The sequence below is a fragment of the Curtobacterium sp. VKM Ac-2861 genome (assembly GCF_013204965.1).
GTDB lineage: Bacteria > Actinomycetota > Actinomycetes > Actinomycetales > Microbacteriaceae > Curtobacterium.
This window is the reverse complement of sequence record NZ_JABMLA010000003.1, coordinates 603,491-624,972: the sequence shown is the minus strand read 5'-3', so window position 1 is coordinate 624,972 and position 21,482 is coordinate 603,491. Positions and strand designations below refer to the sequence as shown.

Annotated in this window: 18 protein-coding genes; 3 read left to right on the top strand and 15 right to left on the bottom strand. The window is 70.5% G+C overall.

Going from position 1 to position 21,482, the window contains the following annotated elements; translation table 11 throughout:
- Positions 1-346: 346 nt before the first annotated feature.
- The 13 genes from HQQ88_RS10960 to otsA all read right to left on the bottom strand — a co-directional run bounded on the left by HQQ88_RS10960 (position 347) and on the right by otsA (position 14,985).
- Positions 347-1,117, bottom strand: coding sequence for a fumarylacetoacetate hydrolase family protein (locus HQQ88_RS10960; RefSeq protein ID WP_123292275.1), 771 nt, complete (start codon positions 1,115-1,117; stop codon positions 347-349).
- A 30-nt stretch (positions 1,118-1,147) separates the two neighbouring features.
- Entirely contained in the window at positions 1,148-2,257 is a 1,110-nt protein-coding gene (locus HQQ88_RS10955) for a branched-chain amino acid aminotransferase (RefSeq protein ID WP_123292274.1), read from the bottom strand.
- Positions 2,258-2,272: 15 nt separating this feature from the next.
- Positions 2,273-3,343, bottom strand: a complete 1,071-nt coding sequence (locus HQQ88_RS10950) for a 3-isopropylmalate dehydrogenase (RefSeq protein WP_123292273.1) — start codon at positions 3,341-3,343, stop codon at positions 2,273-2,275.
- Positions 3,343-4,932 (bottom strand): phosphoglycerate dehydrogenase, encoded by a 1,590-nt coding sequence (gene serA, locus HQQ88_RS10945; RefSeq protein ID WP_173169433.1) that lies wholly within the window; start codon positions 4,930-4,932, stop codon positions 3,343-3,345. The genes HQQ88_RS10950 and serA overlap by 1 nt, the downstream gene beginning before the upstream one ends.
- 78 nt (positions 4,933-5,010) lie before the next feature.
- A complete protein-coding gene (locus HQQ88_RS10940) occupies positions 5,011-5,391 on the bottom strand; it encodes a hypothetical protein (protein WP_159574067.1) in 381 nt (126 codons plus the stop codon).
- A complete protein-coding gene (locus HQQ88_RS10935; protein ID WP_111085937.1) occupies positions 5,388-5,852 on the bottom strand; it encodes a hypothetical protein in 465 nt (154 codons plus the stop codon). Before HQQ88_RS10935 ends, HQQ88_RS10940 begins: the two co-directional genes overlap by 4 nt.
- Positions 5,853-5,913: 61 nt before the next feature.
- Positions 5,914-7,104 (bottom strand): mannitol-1-phosphate 5-dehydrogenase, encoded by a 1,191-nt coding sequence (locus HQQ88_RS10930; RefSeq protein ID WP_123292269.1) that lies wholly within the window; start codon positions 7,102-7,104, stop codon positions 5,914-5,916.
- Positions 7,105-7,316: 212 nt separating this feature from the next.
- Positions 7,317-8,342, bottom strand: coding sequence for a ketol-acid reductoisomerase (gene ilvC / locus HQQ88_RS10925; RefSeq protein WP_111085939.1), 1,026 nt, complete (start codon positions 8,340-8,342; stop codon positions 7,317-7,319).
- 51 nt (positions 8,343-8,393) lie between these two features.
- Positions 8,394-8,894, bottom strand: coding sequence for an acetolactate synthase small subunit (gene ilvN / locus HQQ88_RS10920; protein WP_022907763.1), 501 nt, complete (start codon positions 8,892-8,894; stop codon positions 8,394-8,396).
- Positions 8,891-10,714, bottom strand: coding sequence for an acetolactate synthase large subunit (locus HQQ88_RS10915; RefSeq protein WP_123292268.1), 1,824 nt, complete (start codon positions 10,712-10,714; stop codon positions 8,891-8,893). Before HQQ88_RS10915 ends, ilvN begins: the two co-directional genes overlap by 4 nt.
- A 47-nt stretch (positions 10,715-10,761) precedes the next feature.
- Entirely contained in the window at positions 10,762-12,456 is a 1,695-nt protein-coding gene (ilvD, locus tag HQQ88_RS10910; protein ID WP_123292267.1) for a dihydroxy-acid dehydratase, read from the bottom strand.
- A 161-nt stretch (positions 12,457-12,617) separates the two neighbouring features.
- On the bottom strand, positions 12,618-13,400 hold the full coding sequence (otsB, locus tag HQQ88_RS10905; RefSeq protein ID WP_173169432.1) for a trehalose-phosphatase: 783 nt from the start codon (positions 13,398-13,400) through the stop codon (positions 12,618-12,620).
- On the bottom strand, positions 13,393-14,985 hold the full coding sequence (gene otsA, locus HQQ88_RS10900) for an alpha,alpha-trehalose-phosphate synthase (UDP-forming) (RefSeq protein ID WP_173169431.1): 1,593 nt from the start codon (positions 14,983-14,985) through the stop codon (positions 13,393-13,395). Before otsA ends, otsB begins: the two co-directional genes overlap by 8 nt.
- Before the next feature lie 135 nt (positions 14,986-15,120).
- On the opposite strand from otsA, the gene HQQ88_RS10895 reads away from it, so the two are divergent.
- Positions 15,121-17,610, top strand: coding sequence for a hypothetical protein (locus tag HQQ88_RS10895; RefSeq protein WP_173169430.1), 2,490 nt, complete (start codon positions 15,121-15,123; stop codon positions 17,608-17,610).
- Between the two features lie 71 nt (positions 17,611-17,681).
- A complete protein-coding gene (locus tag HQQ88_RS10890) occupies positions 17,682-18,653 on the top strand; it encodes a magnesium transporter CorA family protein (RefSeq protein ID WP_173169429.1) in 972 nt (323 codons plus the stop codon).
- 43 nt (positions 18,654-18,696) lie between these two features.
- Here the strand turns inward: HQQ88_RS10890 and HQQ88_RS10885 are convergent, their stop codons facing one another.
- The gene (locus HQQ88_RS10885; protein ID WP_173169428.1) at positions 18,697-19,848 is read right to left on the bottom strand and encodes an SLC13 family permease; all 1,152 of its coding nucleotides are present in this window, start codon (positions 19,846-19,848) and stop codon (positions 18,697-18,699) included.
- 93 nt (positions 19,849-19,941) lie between these two features.
- On the opposite strand from HQQ88_RS10885, the gene HQQ88_RS10880 reads away from it, so the two are divergent.
- A complete protein-coding gene (locus HQQ88_RS10880; RefSeq protein WP_111085947.1) occupies positions 19,942-20,133 on the top strand; it encodes a hypothetical protein in 192 nt (63 codons plus the stop codon).
- A gap of 82 nt (positions 20,134-20,215) precedes the next feature.
- Here HQQ88_RS10880 and HQQ88_RS10875 read toward each other — a convergent pair whose 3' ends face one another.
- A complete protein-coding gene (locus HQQ88_RS10875) occupies positions 20,216-21,379 on the bottom strand; it encodes a mechanosensitive ion channel domain-containing protein (protein ID WP_173169427.1) in 1,164 nt (387 codons plus the stop codon).
- Positions 21,380-21,482 lie beyond the last annotated feature (103 nt).

The window sequence follows — 21,482 nt, the reverse complement described above, 5'->3', positions numbered from 1 at the left end:
GCCCAGGCACGAGGTCAATCAATAAATTGGCATTGACAATGTGCACGCTGTTGAGTTCTCAAGGACCAGACGCACTCCCCCGCTCGACACCCGAAGATGCTCCGCCAGAGAGGCTGGTGAATCCGCTGCCCGGGGAAGAACCGTGGCGGACAAGATCCCCGGGTAAACCCAGTGACCGTCTCAGCCGTTCCGTTCTCCGCCGCCGTGGCAACGAGTGATTACTTTACGCAGGGACGAACGGCTGCGCCAAGCCAGGCTGCATCCCGGGCGTGTCGCCCGGATCGGCGCCGAACGCGGAACGGCCCGCTCCCCCGAGGGGGAACGGGCCGCAAGGTGACGAGCCGGGTCAGTGGCGCGCGATCACCGGGTTCTTGAGCGTGCCGATGCCCGAGATCGTGACCTCGACGACCTCGCCGTCGCGGATCTGGCCGACCCCGGCGGGGGTACCGGTCAGGATGACGTCACCGGGCAGCAGGGTCCAGATCGACGACACGAACTCGACCAGCGAGGGGATGTCGTGGACCATCTCGTTCGTCGAGCCCGCCTGGCGCAGGTCGCCGTCCACGCGGGTCTCGATGCGGATGTCCGACGGGTCGATCTCGGTCTCGATCACGGGGCCGAGCGGGCAGAAGGTGTCGAACCCCTTCGAACGGGTCCACTGGCCGTCGCGGGCCTGCAGGTCGCGGGCGGTCACGTCGTTGGCGATCGTGTACCCGAGCACGACGCTCGCGAAGTCCTCGCGCCGGACGTTCTTGGCGAGCGATCCGATCACGATGGCGAGTTCGCCCTCGTGGTCGACGCGGCCGATGTCCGCCGGCAGACGGATGGGTTCGTCGGGTCCGATCACCGAGGTGTTCGGCTTGAGGAACACCACCGGGTCGTCGCCGGCACGCTCGTCCATCTCCGAGGCGTGCTCGAGGTAGTTGAGCCCCACCCCGACGACCTTCGACCGCGGAATGACTGGGGCGAGGAGCTTGGCGTCGGCGAGTGCGACGCGCTCCCCCGTGGTCTCGAACCCCTGGTACATCGGGTCCCCGGCGAGCACCACCAGGTGCCGCTCGTCGAGGATGCCGTACCGGGGGTCTTCACCCTTGCTGCTGAACCGTGCGATCTTCACCGTTCGACCCTACCCACGCCCGAGCCTCGATCAGGACGCGTCGGTCAGCTTCGTCATCCACCCGTGCGGGTCGGGACGACGGCCGTACTGGATGTCGGTGAGCTCGTCGCGCAGGGACATCGTGAGTTCCCCGGCGCCCTCGGTCGGCGAACCGATCGTGAAGCCCTCGCCGCGGAGCTCCGCGATCGGCGTCACGACGGCGGCCGTCCCGCAGGCGAACGCCTCGGTGATGGAGCCGTCGGCCACACCGTCACGCCACTCGTCGAGGGTCACCCGGCGCTTCTCGACCGTGAGCCCGCGGTCCTCTGCCAACTGCAGGATCGAGTCGCGCGTGATGCCCTCGAGGATGGAGTCGGAGTCGGGCGTGACGAGCGTGCCGTCGGACTTCACGAGCACGACGTTCATGCCGCCGAGTTCTTCGAGGTACTTGCCCTCGACCGAGTCGAGGAACATGACCTGCTGGCACCCGTGCTCGTAGGCCTCCTGCTGGGGCAGCAGCGACGACGCGTAGTTGCCACCGGTCTTGGCGGCACCGGTCCCGCCCTTGCCGGCGCGGGCGTACTGGGTCGACAGCCAGATCGAGACCGGCTTCGGGCCCGAGGTGAAGTACGCCCCGGCCGGGCTCGCGATGCAGTGGTACGCCACCGCCTGCGCGGCACGCACCCCCAGGAACGACTCGGTCGCGATCATGAACGGCCGGAGGTACAGGCTCGTCTCGGGCGCGGACGGCACCCAGTCGACGTCGGTCTGCACGAGCTGCCGGATCGACTCGACGAAGGCCTCGACCGGCAGTTCCGGCAGCGCCAGCCGACGGGCCGACCGCTGGAACCGACGAGCGTTGGCGTCCGGGCGGAAGGACCACACCGACCCGTCCGCGTGCCGGTACGCCTTGAGCCCCTCGAAGATCTCCTGCGCGTAGTGCAGCACGCTGGCGCTCGGGTCGAGCGAGAGCGGGCCGTAGGGGTGGATCGAGGCACCGTGCCAACCACCGTCGAGCGTCCACTCGACGGTGGCCATGTGGTCCGTGAAGTGCTTGCCGAAGCCCGGGTCGGCGAGGATCTCCTCGCGCTCGGCGGCGGCGCGGCGGTCCGCCGACGGGGTGGTGGCGAACTCGAGTCCGAAGGCGGTGTCGGTGCTCATGGGGAGGGCTCCTTCTCAGGCGGTGGTGGTGCGTGCCGTGGCCGCGGCGGCGATGGCGTCGCCGATCTCGGCCGTGCGACGCTGCGTGGTGCCCCGGTCTGCCAGGTCTGCCTCGACGGCCCGCGTCACCGCCGTCGCCAGGTCGCTGCGACCGATGTGGTCGAGCAGCAGGGCGACGGAGAGGATGGCGGCCGTGGGATCGGCCTTCTGCTGACCCGCGATGTCCGGCGCGGAGCCGTGGACCGGCTCGAACATGCTGGGGAAGGTGCCGTCCGGGTTGATGTTGCCCGAGGCCGCCAGACCGATGCCGCCGCTGATCGCGCCGGCCAGGTCGGTGATGATGTCGCCGAAGAGGTTGTCGGTGACGATGACGTCGAACCTAGCAGGATCCCGCACCATGTGGATGGTGACCGCATCGACGTGCTGGTAGTCCACCGTGACGTCCGGGAACTCCGCCCCGACGGCCGCGACCGTGCGCTGCCACAGGGCCCCGGCGTGCACCAGGACGTTGCTCTTGTGCACGAGCGTGAGGTGCTTCCGTGCCCGACGGTTCGCCAGGTCGAAGGCGTAGCGGACGACGCGCTCGACACCGAACGCGGTGTTCAGCGAGACCTCGGTCGCGATCTCCTGCGGCGTGCCCGTGCGGATGGCGCCGCCGTTGCCGACGTACGGCCCCTCGGTGCCCTCGCGGACGACGACGAAGTCCACCGCGCCCGGGTCGGCGAGCGGCGTCGCGACGGCGTCGTGGACCTTGGTCGGTCGCAGGTTGACGTAGTGGTCGAACGCGAAGCGCAGCTTCAGCAGGAGCCCACGCTCGATGATCCCGCCGGCGAGCCGGGGGTCGCGGGGGTCCCCGCCGACGGCGCCGAGCAGGATCGCGTCGTGCGACGCGATGGCGGACATGTCGTCCTCGGTGAGGATGTCACCGGTCTCGAGGTAGCGCGTCGCACCGAGGGAGAACGGGGTCTCCTCGATGACGAGGTCGTCCGGGGTCACGGCGTGCAGGACCTTGAGGGCCTCGTCGACCACCTCTGGTCCGATGCCGTCCCCGCGGATCACCGCGAGCTGGAGCGTCCGGACGGCCATCAGAGCGTGATGTCGATCTCGCGGAGCGAGGAGGCGTCGATCGCCCGGCCGACGTGCTCGAGGATCTCGGCGGGCACCGGCGAGTCGACGGTGAGGACGCTGAGCGCCTGGCCGCCGGCGGCTTCGCGCGAGATCTGCATCGCCGCGATGTTGATGCCGGCCTCGCCGAACTCCTTGCCGTAGACCGCGACGATGCCCGGGCGGTCGACGTACTCCATGACGACGTGGTGCCGGTCGAGCGGGACCTCGACGTCGTGCCCGTTGATCTCGACGAGCTTCTCGACCTGCTTGGGGCCGGTGAGCGTGCCGGAGACGCTGATCGCGGGGCCGTCGGACTGGGCGCCGCGGATCGTGAGCACGTTGCGGTACTCGGGGCTGTCGGTCTCGGTGATGAGCCGTACGGTGACACCGCGCTGCTCCGCGATGAGCGGGGCGTTGACGTAGGAGACCTGGTCGCTGACGACGTCGGTGAAGACGCCCTTGAGCGCCGCGAGCTTGAGCACGCTGACGTCGTACTCGGCGAGCTCGCCGTGGACCTCGACGTCGATGCTCGTGACGGGCGACGTGGCGAGGGCCGTGAAGACCTGGCCGAGCTTCTCGACGAGCGGGATGCCGGGGCGGACGTACGGGTCGATGACGCCGCCGGCGACGTTGACCGCGTCCGGCACGAGCTCGCCGCCGAGCGCGAGACGCACCGACTTGGCGACCGAGACGCCGGCCTTCTCCTGCGCTTCGTCCGTCGAGGCACCCAGGTGCGGCGTGACGACGACGTTGGGCAGCGCGACGAGCGGGGAGTCCCTCGGGGGCTCCGACACGAAGACGTCGAGACCGGCACCCGCGATGGTGTTCGCGGTCAGTGCACGGTGCAGGGCGTCCTCGTCGATCAGGCCGCCGCGGGCGACGTTCACGACGAACGCCGTCGGCTTCATGAGCGCGAACTGGTCGTCCGAGATCATGCCGAGGGTCTCGGGCGTGCGCGGCATGTGGATCGTGACGAAGTCGGCACGCCGCAGCAGGTCGTCGAGGGAGACGAGCTCGACCCCGAGCTGCTGGGCGCGAGCCGTCGTGACGTAGGGGTCGTACGCGATCACCTGGACGCCGAAGGCCTGCAGGCGCTGCGTGATGAGCGCGCCGATGCGGCCGAGACCGATGATGCCGACGGTCTTCTCGTAGAGTTCGACGCCGGTGTACGACGAGCGCTTCCACGCACCCGCGGCCAGCGACGCGTGCGCGGCCGGGATGTGGCGGGCGAGCGACAGGATGTGCCCGACGGTGAGCTCGGCGGCGGAGATGATGTTCGACGTCGGCGCGTTCACCACCATGACACCGGCGGTGGTCGCCGCCTTGATGTCGACGTTGTCCAGGCCGACACCGGCACGGGCGACGACCTTGAGGTTCGGGGCCGCGGCGATCGCCTCGGCATCGACCTTGGTGGCGGAACGCACCAGCACGGCATCCGCGTCGGCGAGGGCCGACAGGAGCGCGGGGCGGTCGGTGCCGTCCACGTTCCGGATCTCGAAGTCGGGCCCGAGGGCGTCGACCGTGGCGGGCGAGAGTTCTTCGGCGATCAGGACGACCGGCTTCGACACAGCTGCTGTTTCCTCACGAGAGACGGTTGGTATCCCACCATGCTATCGACGTGCGCGGCCCGTTACGACCGCGGGCGCCTAGAACTGCAGCAGGCTCGGCACGAACAGCTGCAGGTCGAGCCAGAGGGCGCCCGCCGCCGCGAAGGCGAGGACGAACACGGCGAGGGTGACCGCGAGCCGCGCACGGCGCGTGATCACCAGGGCGACCACGAAGGCGACCGGGGCGATCAGGATGTCCAGGACCAGCCACACCCAGGGCGTGCTCGCTTGCAGCGACTCGCCACCGGAGGTGGTCGCGAGGAACGCGTTGAACTCGTCCACCCGCTGCGAGATCTGCGTGAGGTTCCCCACCGCCTGCACCGTCATGTAGGCGAAGAGCACGGCGAACACGAGCCAGACCGCGATGCGGCCGACGACCGGTCCGCGCGACCGGCGGTCGACCGGCGTCGCGGCGGTCACCCGAAGCTCCGCGTCAGCAGGAACGGCCACGGGAACAGCACCACGGCGCCGAGCAGCATCCAGAGCAGTCGTGTCCGGGTCCGGCTGCCGCGGGCGGCCCACAGCACCACCGTGAACCACAGCGCCGGCGCGAGGATGGCGAGGAACCGGAGCACCTCGACGAAGACCGTCAGGACGGTGTCGACACCCGAGACGTACGAGGTCGACGCCGTCAGCAGCCAGGCGACCGTGTAGAGCAGGTAGAGCCCACCGAACACGCCGAACCCGACGAGGGCGCCGGAGGTCTCCGGTGCCTCGGGGTCGCGGTCGCCACGGTCCTTGACGGCGACCGGGTTGTGCGCGGCGTCGACGTGGGTGGCGTCGTCGGCGTCACCCCAGCTGAGCGCCTCGTCGTCGTGGTCGACGGCGTTCGTCACGTCCGGGTCGACCGACCCGTCGGGTGGGGATGCTGCCGTGTTCATGCCTCGATCCTACGAGGGACCGGCGCACGGGGAGACCACGGGTTCCCGGTGGGACGTGCGCTCAGGCATCGGCGGGCTGCGTCGCGAGCACCTCGGCGACGACGTCCCGCACGGCGGGGAAGAGCGGGTGGCTCTCCATCAGGCCGGTGAGGATCTCGGTGAGCGCGTGCGCCGTCGCGCCGGAGCGGAGCAGCGCGTGCAGCTCGATCGACTCCGGGTCGTTCTCGTCGTCGAACGCGAGCGCGACGCGGACGGCCCCGAGCAGGTGCTCGACCGGCAACCCGCGTTCGGCGAGCTGCGCGGCGGGACCGACGAAGCGCTCGCGTCGGCCGAGCTTGCGGAGCGGGTTGCGTCCGACGCGCACGGTGGTGTCGGGGAGGTGCGGGTTCGCGATGCGCGACAGGTTCGCCGCGACGTACCGAGCGTGGTCCTCCGGGTCGAAGCCGTGCTTCGCGACGAGCAGCGCGGTGGTCTCGGCGAGCACGCCGTCGACCTCGGCACGGACGGCGTCGTCCTCGAGGGCTTCGCGGATGAGCCGGATGCCCCGGACGTAGCCGTGGTAGGCGGCCGTCGCGTGCGCGGTGTTCACCGTGTAGAGCTTGCGCTCGACGAAGGGCTGCAGGTCGTCGACCCAGGTGACGCCCTCGATCGTCGGGGGTTCGGCGTCGGAGCCGAGGAACGGCGTGCGCTCGATGACCCACTCGTAGAAGGGCTCGAGCACGACGTCGAGGCCGCCGGACTGCCCGAGCACGCCGGACTGGTCGGGGACGATGCGGTCGATGGCGCAGTTCGCGAAGACCGCGGCGATGTCGCGGTCCTCGAGCACCGGCGCACGCCGGATGCTCGCGTGCAGCGAATCGGTGGCGTTGAACGCGTTCTCGCACGCCACGATCGTGACGTCGCCGCGCTCGAGCGGACGTGCCGCGAGTCCCTCGGCGATGAGCGGTGCGACGAGCGGGAGCGTCCGGGCGCCGACGGCGGTCGTCACGACGTCCGCCTCGGCGATCGCCTGGATCACGCGGTCGCGGTCGGTCTTGCTGCTGAGCGCCCGGAAGCCGTAGACGAGGTGCTCGACCGGCATCTCGCCGACCTCGTGCACCACGAAGCGTCCGGCTTCGTTCAACGCGGACACCACACGGTCGTCGACGTCGACGAAGGTGAGCTCGTAGCCGCTCGCCACGAGGAACTGGCCCACGAACCCACGCCCGATCTTGCCGGCGCCGATGTGGACCGCTCGTTTCGTCACCGCCATCCGATGATCATCCCATGCTGGTCGGTCCGCCCCTGACCGCTCGTGCGGACCGCGGACGACGGCTGTCGCACATCGTCCGGGCGCACGCCGAGGGGACGCCGGTCCACGGCGTCGGGGCTGGAGAAGAGCTGCTGCATAACGTTCGGGTCACGTCGCGAGGCGGCGGTGCAAGGGCTGCACCGCCGCCTCGTCATCGAGTGTTCCTCGGAAGACTACCGCGCTGCCGAGCCGTCCACGTAGTCGCCGTCGTTCTGCTTCCACGCGAAGAGCGCGCGGAGCTCGCGGCCGGTCGCCTCGATCGGGTGGCCCTCGCCCTTGGCGCGCAGCGCCTTGAACTCGGGTGCGCCGGCGTCCTGGTCGTCGATGAAGCGCTTCGCGAAGGCACCGTTCTGGATGTCCGCGAGCACCGCCTTCATGTTCTCCTTGACGTCGGGCGAGATCACGCGCGGGCCGGAGACGTAGTCGCCGAACTCGGCGGTGTCGGAGATCGACCAGCGCTGCTTGGTGAGGCCGCCCTCCCAGATCAGGTCGACGATCAGCTTGAGCTCGTGCAGGACCTCGAAGTACGCGATCTGCGGCTGGTAGCCCGCCTCGACCAGGGTCTCGAAGCCGTACTGGATGAGCTGCGAGGTGCCACCGCACAGGACGGCCTGCTCGCCGAACAGGTCGGTCTCGGTCTCCTCGGTGAAGGTCGTCTTGATGCCGCCGGAGCGCAGACCACCGATGGCCTTCGAGTACGACCAGGCGAGGTCCCAGGCGGAACCCGACGCGTCGACCTCGACGGCGACGATGACGGGGACGCCGCGGCCGGCCTCGTACTCGCGACGGACGGTGTGACCCGGGCCCTTCGGGGCGACGAGCGACACGTCGACGCCCTCGGGCGCCTCGATGTAGCCGAAGCGGATGTTGAAGCCGTGGCCGAAGACGAGCGTGGCGCCCGGCTTGAGGTTCGGACGGATGTCGTCGGCGTAGACGATGCGCTGGACCTGGTCCGGCGCGAGGATGACGACGACGTCGGCCCAGGCGGTGACGTCGGCCGGGGTGAGGACCTCGAAGCCGGCCTCTTCGGCCTTCTGGCGGCTCTTCGAGCCCTCCTTGAGGCCGATCTTGACCTCGACACCCGAGTCACGGAGGTTGAGGGCGTGGGCGTGGCCCTGCGAGCCGTACCCGATGACGGCGACCTTCTTGCCCTGGATGAGCGTCAGGTCGGCGTCGGCGTCGTACACGATGTCAGTCACGAGGGTGTGTCTCCTTGGTTCTGGTGGATTGTGGGGGTGGCGGACCGCTGGTCAGCGCACCCGGTCGGTGATGCTCTTCGGTCCGCGACCCATGCCGAGGAGTCCCGCACGGGCGAGCTCCTTGATGCCGTAGGGCTCGAGGACGCGGAGGATCGCCTGGATCTTGCCGGGGTCTCCGGTCACCTCGACGATGAGCGAGTCGTTCGCGACGTCGACGACCTGTGCGCGGAACAGGTTCACTGCCTCGAGCACGGCCGACCGTGTCTGGTTGTCGACGCGGACCTTCACGAGCATGTGCTCGCGCTGGACGGACTGCGAGAAGTCCAGTTCGACGATCTTGATGACGTTGACGAGCTTGTTGAGCTGCTTCGTCACCTGCTCGAGCGGGAGGTCCTCGACGTCGACGACGACGGTGATCCGGCTGAGGCCGTCGACCTCGGTGTTGCCGACGGCGAGCGACTCGATGTTGAACCCGCGGCGGGCGAACAGGCCCGCGACGCGGGTCAGCAGACCGGGCTTGTCCTCGACGAGGAGGGACAGGACGTGGCTCATGCGGTTTCCCCCGTCATGTCGGCGTCCTCATCGTCCCAGGTGGGTGCGAGGGCCTGGGCGTACTCGATGGACGAGTTGCTGACTCCCTGCGGGACCATCGGCCAGACCATCGAGTCACGGCTCACGACGAAGTCGATCACCACGGGGCGGTCGTTCGTCTCGAGTGCGAGCTGGATGGCGGCGTCGACCTCGTCGGCCTTCTCGACGCGGATGCCGAGGGCACCGTACGCGTCCGCCAGCTTCACGAAGTCGGGCACTCGGCGCGAGTCGTGGCCGGTCTCGAGGTCGGTGAACGAGTGACGACCGTCGTAGAACAGCGTCTGCCACTGCCGCACCATGCCGAGCGACGAGTTGTTGATGATCGCGACCTTGATCGGGATGTCGTTGATGACGCAGGTCGCGAGTTCCTGGTTCGTCATCTGGAAGCAGCCGTCGCCGTCGATCGCCCAGACCACGCGGTCCGGCTGGGCGACCTTCGCGCCCATCGCGGCGGGGACGGAGTAGCCCATCGTGCCCGCGCCGCCGGAGTTCAGCCAGGCGTTCGGGCGCTCGTACTTGATGAACTGCGCCGACCACATCTGGTGCTGTCCGACACCCGAGGCGTAGACGGCCTCGGGTCCGGAGAGCTCGCCGATGCGCTTGATGATGGCCTGCGGGGCGAGCAGCCCGTCGGTCGGCTCGGCGTACCCGAGCGGGAAGTCGACCTTGAGCTGGCGGAGCTTCGTCCACCAGTCGGCCGTCGAGGCGCGGTCGTCGACGGCGATGCCGCCCCACGCGTCGAGCAGGTCGACCAGGACCTCACGGGCGTCGCCCACGATCGGGACGTCGGCGAAGCGGATCTTCGAGATCTCGGCCGGGTCGATGTCGACGTGCACGACCTTGGCGTTCGGCGCGAACTCGTCGGCCTTGCCCGTCACGCGGTCGTCGAAGCGGGCACCGAGCGCGATGATCAGGTCGCTGTCCTGCAGACCGAGCACCGCCGGGACGGTGCCGTGCATACCGGGCATGCCGAGGTGCTGCGGGTGCGAGTCCGGGAAGGCGCCGCGTGCCATCAGCGTCGTCACGACGGGCGCACCCGTCGCCTCGGCGAAGCGGAGCAGCTCGGCGGTCGCACGGGAGCGGATCACGCCGCCGCCGACGTAGAGCACCGGACGCTCGGCCTCGGCCAGGAGCTGCGCGGCCGCGGTGATCTGCTTGCCGTGCGCCTTGGTGACCGGTCGGTAGCCGGGCAGGTCGATCTTGGGCGGCCAGACGTAGGGCGCCGACTTCTGCTGGGCGTCCTTCGTGATGTCCACCAGCACGGGGCCGGGCCGACCGGTCGTCGCGATGAGGTGCGCCGCGGCCAGGGTCGCCGGCACGTCGGCCGGGTCCGTGACCAGGAACGAGTGCTTCGTGATCGGCATCGTGATGCCGACGATGTCGGCTTCCTGGAACGCGTCGGTCCCCATAAGCGTCGAGAACACCTGGCCGGTGATCGCGATGAAGGGCACCGAGTCCATGTAGGCGTCGGCGATGGCCGTGACGAGGTTCGTCGCACCGGGGCCGGACGTCGCGATGGCGACACCGACCTTGCCGGACGCCGAGGCGTAGCCCTCGGCGGCGTGGCCGGCGCCCTGCTCGTGGCGGACGAGGATGTGGCGGATCGTCTTCGACGCCATGAGCTCGTCGTAGAACGGGATGATGGCACCGCCCGGCAGGCCGAAGACGTCGGTGATCCCGAGGTGCTCGAGCGTCCGGAGGACGGCTCCCGAGCCGGTCAGGATCTCCGGCGACCGGCGTGCACCGGCGGCCGCGGACAGCGGAGTTGCTTCCGTGGGCATGAGGTGGTCCTTGCCTGGAGAGGTGGCGATGGTGCGTGTGTCGAACGCTAGCCCGTGACCGCGCCCTGGGCGGCGGACTTCACGAGCTTGGCGTACTTCGCGAGGACTCCGCGGGTGTAGCGCGGGGGCAGCGGGGCCCAGCCGTCACGGCGGGCCTCCAGCTCGGTCGGGTCGACCAGTAGGTCGAGCGAGCGAGCCGCGATGTCGACACGGATGCGGTCGCCATCGCGCACGAAGGCAACTGGACCTGCGTCCACTGCCTCGGGTGCGATGTGGCCGATGCACAGGCCGGTTGTGCCGCCTGAGAATCGTCCGTCGGTCAAGAGTAGTACATCCTTGCCGAGGCCCGCGCCCTTGATGGCTGCGGTGATGGCGAGCATCTCGCGCATGCCCGGGCCGCCCTTGGGGCCCTCGTAGCGGATGACGACGACGTCGCCCTTCTGGATCTTCCCCTCGGTGAGGGCGTCCATCGCGGCACGCTCGCGGTCGAACACCCGCGCGGGGCCCTCGAACACCTCGGCGTCGAAGCCCGCGGTCTTCACCACGGCACCCTCGGGGGCGAAGGTCCCCTGCAGGACGGTCAGGCCGCCGGTCTCGTGGATCGGGTTGTCGAGCGTGCGGAAGACCTCGCCGTCGAGCGCCGGCGGGTCGATCTCGGCCAGGTTCTCGGCGACGGTCTTGCCCGTGACGGTGAGGCAGTCACCGTGCAGCAGGCCGGCGTCGAGCAGCGCCTTCATGATCACCGGGATGCCGCCGTTGCGGTCGACGTCGACCATGACGTACTTGCCGAAGGGCTTCATGTCGGCCAGGTGCGGGACCTTCGAACCGATGCGGTTGAAGTCGTCCAGCGACAGCTCGACCTCGGCCTCGTAGGCGATGGCGAGCAGGTGCAGGATGACGTTGGTGGAGCCGCCGAGGGCCATCGCCACGGCGATCGCGTTCTCGAAGGCTTCCTTCGTCAGAATCTGGCGGGCGGTGATCCCGTGCTCGAGCATGTTCACCACGGCCTCGCCGGAGCGGTGCGCGTAGTAGTCACGGCGGCGGTCGGCGCTCGGCGGGGCGGCGGAGCCCGGCAGCGACATGCCGAGGGCCTCGGCCACGCTCGCCATGGTGTTGGCCGTGTACATGCCACCGCAGGCGCCCTCGCCCGGGACGATGGCGCACTCGATCTTCTTCAGCTCTTCCTCGGACATGGTGCCGGCCTTGCAGGCGCCGACGCCCTCGAAGGAGTCGATGATCGTGACTTCCTTCATCGTGCCGTCGGCCTGCTTCACGTAGCCAGGCATGACCGAACCCGCGTACAGGAACACGCTCGCCAGGTCGAGGCGCGCGGCGGCCATGAGCATGCCCGGCAGGGACTTGTCGCAGCCAGCGAGCAGGACGGTGCCGTCCAGGCGCTCGGCGTTGACGACGGTCTCGACGCTGTCGGCGATGACCTCGCGCGAGACGAGCGAGAAGTGCATGCCCTCGTGGCCCATCGAGATGCCGTCCGAGACGGAGATGGTGCCGAACTGCAGCGGGTAGCCGCCGCCGGAGTGGACGCCTTCCTTGGCGCCCTGTGCGAGGCGGTCGAGCGAGAGGTTGCAGGGCGTGATCTCGTTCCACGAGGACGCGATGCCGATCTGCGGCTTGCTCCAGTCCTCGTCTCCCATACCGACGGCCCGCAGCATGCCACGCGAGGTGGTTGCTTCGATCCCGTCGGTGACGACCCGGCTGCGCGGCTTGACGTCGATATCAGGCATGGAGCGAGTCTAGGACGCTTTGGGATACCAGTTGGACAACAACATGCGTTCGCATGTTCTGGAGCCCGACCGGGAGGCCCGGATCACCCTGGTCAGCGCGTCGCATCACGCAACCTCGGTCGCAGGCTCCCTCGGCGCGCGTCGCGAACCGCTGGCGCGGTTCACTGTGCAAACCGCGCGCGCGCGAGCTGCTTCAGGACGCCGGTCAGGGCCGCCGGGTCCGCGATGCGGTACCCGGCACGGGTCTCCCCCGGGCCCACCTTCACGCCGACGTCGCCGTCCCCGAGCACGCGGAAGCCGTCCTCGTCGGTGACGTCGTCACCGGCGAAGAACACCGCGTCGGCACCGTGGAGCTCGCGCAGCCGGGCGATCGCGTCGCCCTTCGTGACGTGCCGGACGGCGAACTCGACGATGTCCTTGCCACCGCGCTCGAGCACGTCGGCGTCGGCATCGTGCGCCGCACGGCTCGCGTCGGCGTTCGCCTGCGCGGCGACCTCGGCGCTCACGCGACGGGTGTGCACGCCGTGGCCGGCCGGCTTGTGCTCGATGACGACGCCCGGGTACCGCGCGCCGACCTCGTCGAGCGCCGCACCGATGCGTGCGACGCGGGCGACCTCGTCGTCGGTCAGGGCGGCCTCGTCGTGGCCGTCCACGCGCCACTCGACACCGTGCGACCCGACCAGCGCCATGTCCTGCGGCGCGTGCGACACGGCCGCGAGGCTGCCGAGCGGGCGACCGGAGACGAGCACGACCTCGGTGTCCTTCGCGCGGTGCAGGGTCAGGACCGCTGCCCACGAGCCCGGCAGGGCGCCGACCTGCGACGGCTCGTCGGCGAAGGGCGCGAGCGTGCCGTCGAAGTCGAGGGCGACGATGAGTCGCGGCGCAGCCGCGAGCGTCTCGAGAGCCGTGTCGATGGCGGTCTGGTCGGTGGTGGTCTCAGTCATCACGTGCCTCCCGGGTGTCCTCGGCAGCCCTGGCGGACTGGGCGTCCTGGTCGAAGATCGACATGTTGTCGGTCTGCGCCTCACGGTGTCGGTCCGCCGGCTCGGTGGCGGACGGGTCGAGCTGGGCGTTCCGCGGCGCGTGCCGGTCGAGCGCCTCGAGGAACGAGCGCGACCAGCGCGCCACGTCGTTGTCGCGCACGCGCTTCCGGAGCGCACGCATGCGTGTCGAGCGCTCGCGGCGCGGCATCTCGATCGCGCGCTCGATGCTGTCCTTCAGCGCGCCGATGTCGTGCGGGTTGACGATGACGGCCTGCTTCAGCTCGTCGGCGGCACCGGCGAACTCGGACAGGATGAGCACTCCGTCGCTGTCGAAGCGGGCCGCGACGTACTCCTTCGCGACGAGGTTCATGCCGTCGCGCAGCGCGGTGACGAGCATGATGTCGGCGGCCAGGTAGAGCGCCACCATCTCCTCGCGCGGGTAGCCGTGGTGCAGGTACGAGATCGGCTGGTGGCCGATGACCCCGAGGTCGCCGTTGATGCGGCCGACGCTCAGCTCGATCTCGTCGCGGAGCGTGGCGTAGGTGTCGACGCGCTCGCGGCTCGGACTCGCGACCTGGATGAGGGCGGCGTCCTCGACCTTGATGCGGCCGTCCTCGACGAGCTCGCCGAAGGCCTTGATGCGGTGTCGGATGCCCTTGGTGTAGTCGAGGCGGTCGACGCCGAGCAGCACCGTCTTCGGGTTGCCGAGGCTCTCGCGGATCTCGCGGGCACGCTCCTGCACCTCGGGACGGCGCGCGATGTCCTCGAAGGCCTCGGCGTCGATCGAGATCGGGAAGTGCCGGGCCTCGACGTGGCGGACCGTGATGCCCTTGCGGCTGCGCGGTGCGTCCGGGTCGTCGACCGGGACGTCGATCGTCTGGCCCTTCGTCGTGTAGCCCTTGATGTGACGGACCGCGCGGAGGAAGTCGCTCGCGTCGTCGTGGCGCTGGAAGCCGATGACGTCGGCGCCGAGCAGGCCGTCCAGGATCTGCGCGCGCCAGGGCAGCTGGGCGTAGATGCCGACCGGCGGGAACGGGATGTGGTTGAAGAAGCCGATCGTCAGGTCGGGACGCTTGGCCCGGAGCAGTGCCGGCACGAGCTGCAGCTGGTAGTCCTGCACCCAGACGATGCCGTCCTGCTCGGTGATCTCGGCGATCTGGGCGGCGAAGCGCTCGTTGACGCGCTTGTAGGCGTTCCACCAGTCGCGGTGGTAGCTCGGGTGCTCGATGACGTCGTGGTAGAGCGGCCAGAGGGTGTCGTTGCTGAAGCCCTCGTAGTACTCCTCGACGTCGTCGTCGGACAACGGGACCGGCACGATGTGGATGCCCTCGTTGTCGAACGGCTCGACCTCGACCTCGGGCTGGCCGACCCAGCCGACCCAGGCCCCGTCGTTCGCGCGCATCACGGGCTCGAGGGCGGTGACGAGGCCACCGGGCGAGTGCCGCCACCCCTCGTTGCCGTCCTGGTCGACGACCCGGTCCACCGGCAGGCGGTTCGAGGCGACGACGAAGGCGTACTTGGTGGAGGAACGAGAAGGCGCAGACACGGTGGGAACCTACCAGCGCCCGGACAGCGGATTCACGGCGGATCGGCGGGTTCCGGTACGCTGCGGGTGCGTGTCGGGGGGACACGGGTGCTGGCGTGCGGCATCGGCCTCCCGGTCGGAGAGGACCCACCAGCCATGAGCGAGAACCCGCCGAACCCGCCCGTCCCGCCCGTCCCGCCGGGGCAGCCCGGCCCGCAGTCGTCGGATGCGTTCGGTCGCCTGCTGCGGTCCGTGCCCGGCCGTGACTGGCTGGCGGCCGTGCTCGCCGCCGTCGGCGGCTGGGTCGCCGCCTACGTGGTCGCTGCGATCTCACTGCTCCTCACCGTCGCCGTGCTGGCAGCGGGCGGATCGGGATCCGGTTCCGTCGGGTCGGGGTCGACCGGCACCGGGACCGACCTCGGCGCCGGGAGCAGCCCCGACGTCCAGTCGCTGCTGTCCGGGGTCAGCGTCCTGCTCGGCACCCCCGCCCAGCTCGTCGCCCTCGCCGACCTCGGCCGTCTGCACCTGTCCGGCTCGATCGGCTTCCTCGGGTCGGGGTCGGGCGCACTCGCGGTCGTCCCGGCGCTCGTGCTCGCCGCGCAGGTCGTGCTGGCCGTCGTGCTCACCCGTCGCATCCGCACCCGCGGCCTCGGGCGCACCCCGATCCTGCTGACCGCCGTCCTGTCCGGGCTGGTGACCACGGTGCTGACCAACGCCGCCGCGGGCATCCTCGCCATCCGGTTCCCCGCCGTCTCCGGCGCCTCCATCGACCCCGTGCACGCGGTCGGCCTCGGCAGCATCCTCGGGGCCTTCGTGATCGGCGCACTCGCCGCGGTGCTCGCACGCCCGTCGGCCCTGCTCGGCCGGAACGTGTTCGCCGGTCGCGTCCTCGGCACGCTGCGCGTCGCGGCGTCGCAGCTCACGGTGCTCGTCGTGCTGGTGACGGTCGTCGTCATCGTCGTCGCCCTGGTCGCACAGCCCTCATGGGGCGCAGCGCTGCCGGTGCTCGTCGGCAACGTCGCGGTCGGCCTCACCGCCCTCGGGTTCCTCGGCGGCGTCGGGCTGTCCGGCTTCGGCTCGGCGGGCAGCACGGCGTCGGTCTTCGGCGGCGCCGGCGGCTGGACCTGGCTCGTCGTCCTGCTCGTCGTCGTGACCTCGGTCGTCGCGGGCCTCGCACTCGCCGTCCGCCGCAACGACCGGTTCCGCACCACGCTGGACTGGGTCGTGACCCCGGTCGTCTGGTTCGCCCTCGGGCTCCTGCTCTTCGTGCTCGGCACCGGGCTGGTGTCCTACCAGGCGACGGGCATCAGCGCCGTCAGCGGGACCGGTTCGATCGGGATCGCACCGTGGACGCCGCTCGTGTTCGCGCTGTGGGGCGGCGCGATCGAGGCCGTGGCACGGTACCTCGCGCCCTCACTGCTCCCCCGCCTCGGCGGTGGCGTCGTGCTGCGGACCTCGCGCCTCGTCGGAGCGGACCCGCGCCCGGCGGCCGCACCGACCTCCCCGGCAGCGACTCCGGCGTTCCCGCCGGCCGGCCCGGCGTTCCCGCCGGCCGACCACGCGTTCCCGTCGGCGGCGCCCGCGGGCGACCCGGCAGCAGCAGCGTGGGCGGCGACGCCCGGCGTCGGCCACCCCGGTCAGCCGGAACAGCCCTTCGTCGGCGGCGGCGCTCCCACGCCCGCTCCGATGTCGCCGCGCGCCAAGAAGGTCCTGGTCCGCTCGCTCATCGCCGGCGGCGCCGTGGTCGTCGTCGTCATCGCGGGAGCCGTCACCACCGGTGTGCTCCGTGCCAACGTGTGGGGGCCGGCTCCGACCGTGAAGTCCTACGTGCAGGCCATCGCGAGCGGCGACGCCGACACCGCCGCCCGACTCAGCGAGGTGCCGTCCGACGCCGCCATGCTCGACACCGCGGTGCTGAAGAGCGCGAAGGACCGCCCGTCGGACATCCGCGTCGGCCGCGTCTCGACGAGCGGAGACAGCGCCCTCGCCACCATCAGCTACACCCAGGACGGCAAGAACCGCTCCGGCCAGGTCAGCCTCCGGCGCACCGGCACCTCGTTCCTGGTGAAGGACGAGTGGCGCGTCACCGAGCCGCTCGCCCAGACCGTCACCCTGACCGCGTCCGAGGTGCTCGAGGGCGCCCCGGTCACGGTCGGCGGCAAGGAGATCGGTGAGATCAGCGACGGCCGGTTCACCTCGCTCGCCTACCCCGGCACCTACGAGGTGCAGGTCGGCGGGACGAAGTACTTCACCGGCGGCACCGAGCAGGTGTCGGTCGGCGCGACGTCGTCCGGGTACGTCGACTTCACCCCCACCGCCACGAAGGCGCTGCAGCAGGACGCCGAGCAGTACGTGACCGACCTGATCGACGACTGCGCCACGAAGACCGACCTCAGCGCGCTGAGCGGGTGCCCCTGGTACGGCCCGTACGACGCTGATGGTGCCGTGCGCTACGACGTCACGACGATGCCCGAGGTCGAGGTCGAGGCCTCCGGTTCGGGCACGGTCATGGTGCAGAGCACGAAGGACGGTGTCGTCGAGTACGACTACACCTCGTACTTCGGGGACGAGGAGCACGGCGAGGACAGCTTCGATGTGTACCAGTACCTGAAGGTCGAGGACGGGAAGCTCGTCTCCGCCTACTGACGCACCACCGCACGCGACGACGGCGGCCGGCCTGGGATCCCCGGGCCGGCCGTCTCACTAGGCTGACGCGCATGGTCAGGACACGGGCGTGGCGGAACGGCGACGCGGCGGAACGGGACTTCCCGGTCGACCGGGTCTCGGACCTCGTCGCCGACGCGGACACCTTCGTCTGGGTCGACTACACCGACCCCGTGCACGACGACCTCGTGCAGGTCGAACAGGAGCTCGGCATCCACGCCCTCGCCGTCGAGGACGCCGTCGAGCAGGGCCAGCGCCCGAAGCTCGACCGGTACCGCGACAGCCTGTTCCTCGTGGTCTACGACGTCGGCGGTCTCGGCGAGGACGGTGAGCTCGTCACCCACGAGGTGAAGGCGTTCGTCACCGAGCACGCCCTCGTCACCATCCACGGGGACGACGTCGACACCGCCGCGATGGAGCACCGGCTCGATGCGAACGCCGACGTGGCCGAGCACGGTGTGCCGTGGCTCGTCTGGGCGTTGCTCGACGCCGTCGTCGACCACGCCACCGAGACCGTGGAGGACATCGAGCGACGGATCGACGACCTCGAGGACGACCTGTTCGAGCGGGGCAACGCCCGCGAACAGCAGATCCAACGCCGGTCGTTCCGCCTCCGCAAGGCCCTCGGCGTGCTGCGGCGGCTCGTCGTCCCGACCCGCGACAGCGTCGCGTCGCTGCTGCACGGCGACGCGGAGACGATCTCGGACGGCATCCGGCCGTACTTCCGCGACGTCGAGGACCACCTGGTGTCGATCTCGGACTCCGTCGAGCAACTGCGCGACGCCGTCTCGAGTGTCCTCGACACGAACCTCAACCTGGCGTCGAACCGGCAGAACACCGTGATGAAGAAGGTGACGAGCTGGGCCGCGATCATCGCGATCCCCACCGCCATCACCGGCTTCTTCGGGCAGAACGTGACGTTCCCGGGCGAGGGTGCGTGGAGCGGGTTGTACGTCTCGCTCGCGCTCATCGTCGCGTCGTCGCTCGTGCTCTACCGCGTCTTCAAGGCCCGCGACTGGCTCTGACCGCGACCGCGCGTCGGAGCGCGAGCACCCCAGCGGCCCCGCGTCAGAGCGCCAGCGCGAGCACCCCGGCGACCACGGTGAGCGGAGCCGCGACGCACCCGAGCAGCATGTACTTGCCCCACGACAGGTGCACGCCCTCGGCCGACAGCCGTGCGTGCCACAGCAGGGTGGCGAGCGAGGCCCACGGCGTCACCAGGCACCCGGCGTTCACGCCGATGAGGAGCGCCGCGTACCGCACGGCCTCGTGACCGGCAGCGGGCTCGAGCACCAGGTACGCGGGCAGGTTGTCGATCGCGTTCGCCGCCACCGCTCCCCCGGCGCCGAGCAGCAGGAGCGGTCCGGTCCCGGTGCCGTCGCCGAGCGCCCGCACGATCGGGTCGGTGAGTCCGGTGCTGTGCAGGGTCTCGACCACGACGAAGAGCCCGGCGGCGAACAGCAGCGTCGACCACGGCACCCGCGACGGCCGGAGCTCGGCGGGCGACCGGAACGCCGCGACGACGACGAGCACGAGGGCACCGGCGACGGCCGCGATCCAGACCGTCACCCCGGCGGTCAGCGCCACCACGAGCGCGACGAGCACAGCGGACGCCGCCCAGAACGACACCGGGTCGGACGGACGGCGCACCGACACCGGCGTGTAGCGCCCGAAGAGCTTGCCGCGGAACACCACGAGCAGGACGGCGCACGGCACGACGACCCCGGCGACGGCCGGCCAGGCCATCAGCCCGGCGAAGGGCAGCGGGCCGCCGAGGCCCATCCGGTCGACGGCGAGCAGGTTCGTCAGGTTCGACACCGGCAGCAGCAGGGACGCGGTGTTCGCGAGCCAGACGGTGGTGAGCGCGAACGGCATCGGCGGCAGCCCGACCCGGCGCGCCAGTGAGATCACGATCGGGGTGAGCAGCACCGCGGTCGTGTCGATCGACAGGAAGACGGTGCAGAGCACGGCGAGGACGACGACCGCGCCCCAGAGCCCGATCGTGCGTCCGCCGCCGACACGTGCCGCGACGTCGGCGAGCCGGTCGAACACCCCGGCGTCCGCGGCGAGCTCGGCGACGATCGTCAGCCCGAGGACGAACCCGAGGACGGGCAGGACCCGCTCGGCCAGGACCCCGAGGTCGTCGAGCGGCAGCAGGCCGAGCGCGACGCACACCGCGCCGATGACGAGCAGCACTGCTCCGATGACGGCCTGACGCACGGGCGTTCCTCCACGAGTGCGCCGGGCAGGGTGTCCGGCGGCGCTCCAATGTACTGACCGGTAGCGTTGGCAGCACGACGACAGGAGGCCTCTGTGCGCAAGTTCATGTTCAACGGTGCGGTGTGGAGTTCGCTCATCAGCGGCTACAGCGTGCTCCAGACCACCCGCCAGGGACCCCGCGACTGGCGGCTCGCCCTGACGTGGGTCGCGTGGATCGCGACCACGATCGTGGCGATCGGCACGGTGGTCGAGGACGACCGCGCCGTCAAGGCGCGCCAGCCGTAGGTCGCGACCATCTGACGGACGGGAGGCCCGGTGCCAGCTGGCACCGGGCCTCCCGTCCGTCCCGTGTCGGGTCCGGAGCCCGTCAGCGCTCCGCAGGCGGGATGTCGGACGTCTGGATCGGGCCGGTGAAGAGTGCCGCGCGGTCCTCCTGCCCCGGCGCGAACAGCGCCGAGTCGGCAGCGGTCGACGCCGTGCGCCGCCGCGGTGCGGTCTCGTCGACCATGAGCACGCGCTGGACCGGCAGGGCGTCGGGGTGGGTGCGCTGGATCCACTCGACGAGTTCCTCGCGGATGTAGCAGCGCAGGTCGAACAGCGACGGGGCGTCGTGCGACGTCGCGAGCACCCGGACCCGCACGGAGCCCTGCACGGCGTCGGTCACCTGCAGCACCTTGACACGGCGGTCCCACAGCTCGGTGCGGTCGAGGATCCGGTCGAGTTCCTCGCGCATCTCCCCCGGTCGGACCCGCCAGTCCAGGTCCATCTCGACGGCGCCGAGCAGTTCGCTGTTGGTGCGCGTCCAGTTCTCGAACGGGGTGCTCGTGAAGTACGTCGACGGCAGCACGAAGCGCCGGTCGTCCCACAGGTGCACGACCACGTAGGTCAGGGTGATCTCCTCGATCCGCCCCCACTGCTGCTCGACCACGACGACGTCGTCGACGCGGATCGACCCGGAGAACGCGAGCTGCATGCCCGCGAAGACGTTGCCGAGCGTCGACTGCGCCGCCAGACCCGCGACGACCGAGATGAGTCCGGCGCTCGCGAGGACGCTCGCGCCCGCCGCCTCGACCCCGTCGAAGGTGAGCAGGATCGCGCCGACGGCGATGATGACGAGCACGGCGACGGTCAGCCGCCGGATGATGAGGACCTGCGTGCGGATGCGGCGGGCCTGCCGGTTGTCGGGGACGTCGATGCGGAACCGGTGCAGGCCGAGGTCCTCGAGGAAGATCGCGATCTGGCACGCCAGCCAGCAGCCCACCGCGATCGTGACGATGAGGAACCCGTGCACGACCTCGTCGCGCCACGGGTACGAGTCGGCGTCGCGCGGGACGCTCGAGGTGAACGCGATCCAGAGCAGGACCACGAGCAGGGTGGTGCGGAACGGGTGCTTCGCCCGGCGCGAGAGCACGCCGGCCCACCGCTCCCGTCGCGCGACCGTCCGCAGCACCAGGTGCAGGACGACCGCGGCGACGGCGGTGATGAGGAGGGCGAACCCGATCGCGACCAGGAGTCGGAGGAGGATGTCCATCCCTCCATGCAAGCAACGGACGACAGGCGTTGTTCGCAGGACCCGGCCACGCACTCGAGGAGGCCCGGTGCGCACGACGCGCAGCGGGCCTCCTGTCCGAACG

What these genes read in the sequence shown, in the direction of transcription:
- HQQ88_RS10890 (WP_173169429.1), top strand. Translation starts at nt 17,682, where the DNA reads ATGGTCAGGACACGGGCGTGGCGGAACGGCGACGCGGCGGAACGGGAC.
- HQQ88_RS10895 (WP_173169430.1), top strand. Translation starts at nt 15,121, where the DNA reads ATGAGCGAGAACCCGCCGAACCCGCCCGTCCCGCCCGTCCCGCCGGGG.
- HQQ88_RS10915 (WP_123292268.1), bottom strand. Translation starts at nt 10,714, where the DNA reads ATGCCCACGGAAGCAACTCCGCTGTCCGCGGCCGCCGGTGCACGCCGG.
- otsB (WP_173169432.1), bottom strand. Translation starts at nt 13,400, where the DNA reads ATGACTGAGACCACCACCGACCAGACCGCCATCGACACGGCTCTCGAG.
- HQQ88_RS10930 (WP_123292269.1), bottom strand. Translation starts at nt 7,104, where the DNA reads ATGGCGGTGACGAAACGAGCGGTCCACATCGGCGCCGGCAAGATCGGG.
- HQQ88_RS10935 (WP_111085937.1), bottom strand. Translation starts at nt 5,852, where the DNA reads ATGAACACGGCAGCATCCCCACCCGACGGGTCGGTCGACCCGGACGTG.
- HQQ88_RS10950 (WP_123292273.1), bottom strand. Translation starts at nt 3,343, where the DNA reads ATGGCCGTCCGGACGCTCCAGCTCGCGGTGATCCGCGGGGACGGCATC.
- HQQ88_RS10875 (WP_173169427.1), bottom strand. Translation starts at nt 21,379, where the DNA reads ATGGACATCCTCCTCCGACTCCTGGTCGCGATCGGGTTCGCCCTCCTC.
- ilvN (WP_022907763.1), bottom strand. Translation starts at nt 8,894, where the DNA reads ATGAGCCACGTCCTGTCCCTCCTCGTCGAGGACAAGCCCGGTCTGCTG.
- HQQ88_RS10955 (WP_123292274.1), bottom strand. Translation starts at nt 2,257, where the DNA reads ATGAGCACCGACACCGCCTTCGGACTCGAGTTCGCCACCACCCCGTCG.
- ilvD (WP_123292267.1), bottom strand. Translation starts at nt 12,456, where the DNA reads ATGCCTGATATCGACGTCAAGCCGCGCAGCCGGGTCGTCACCGACGGG.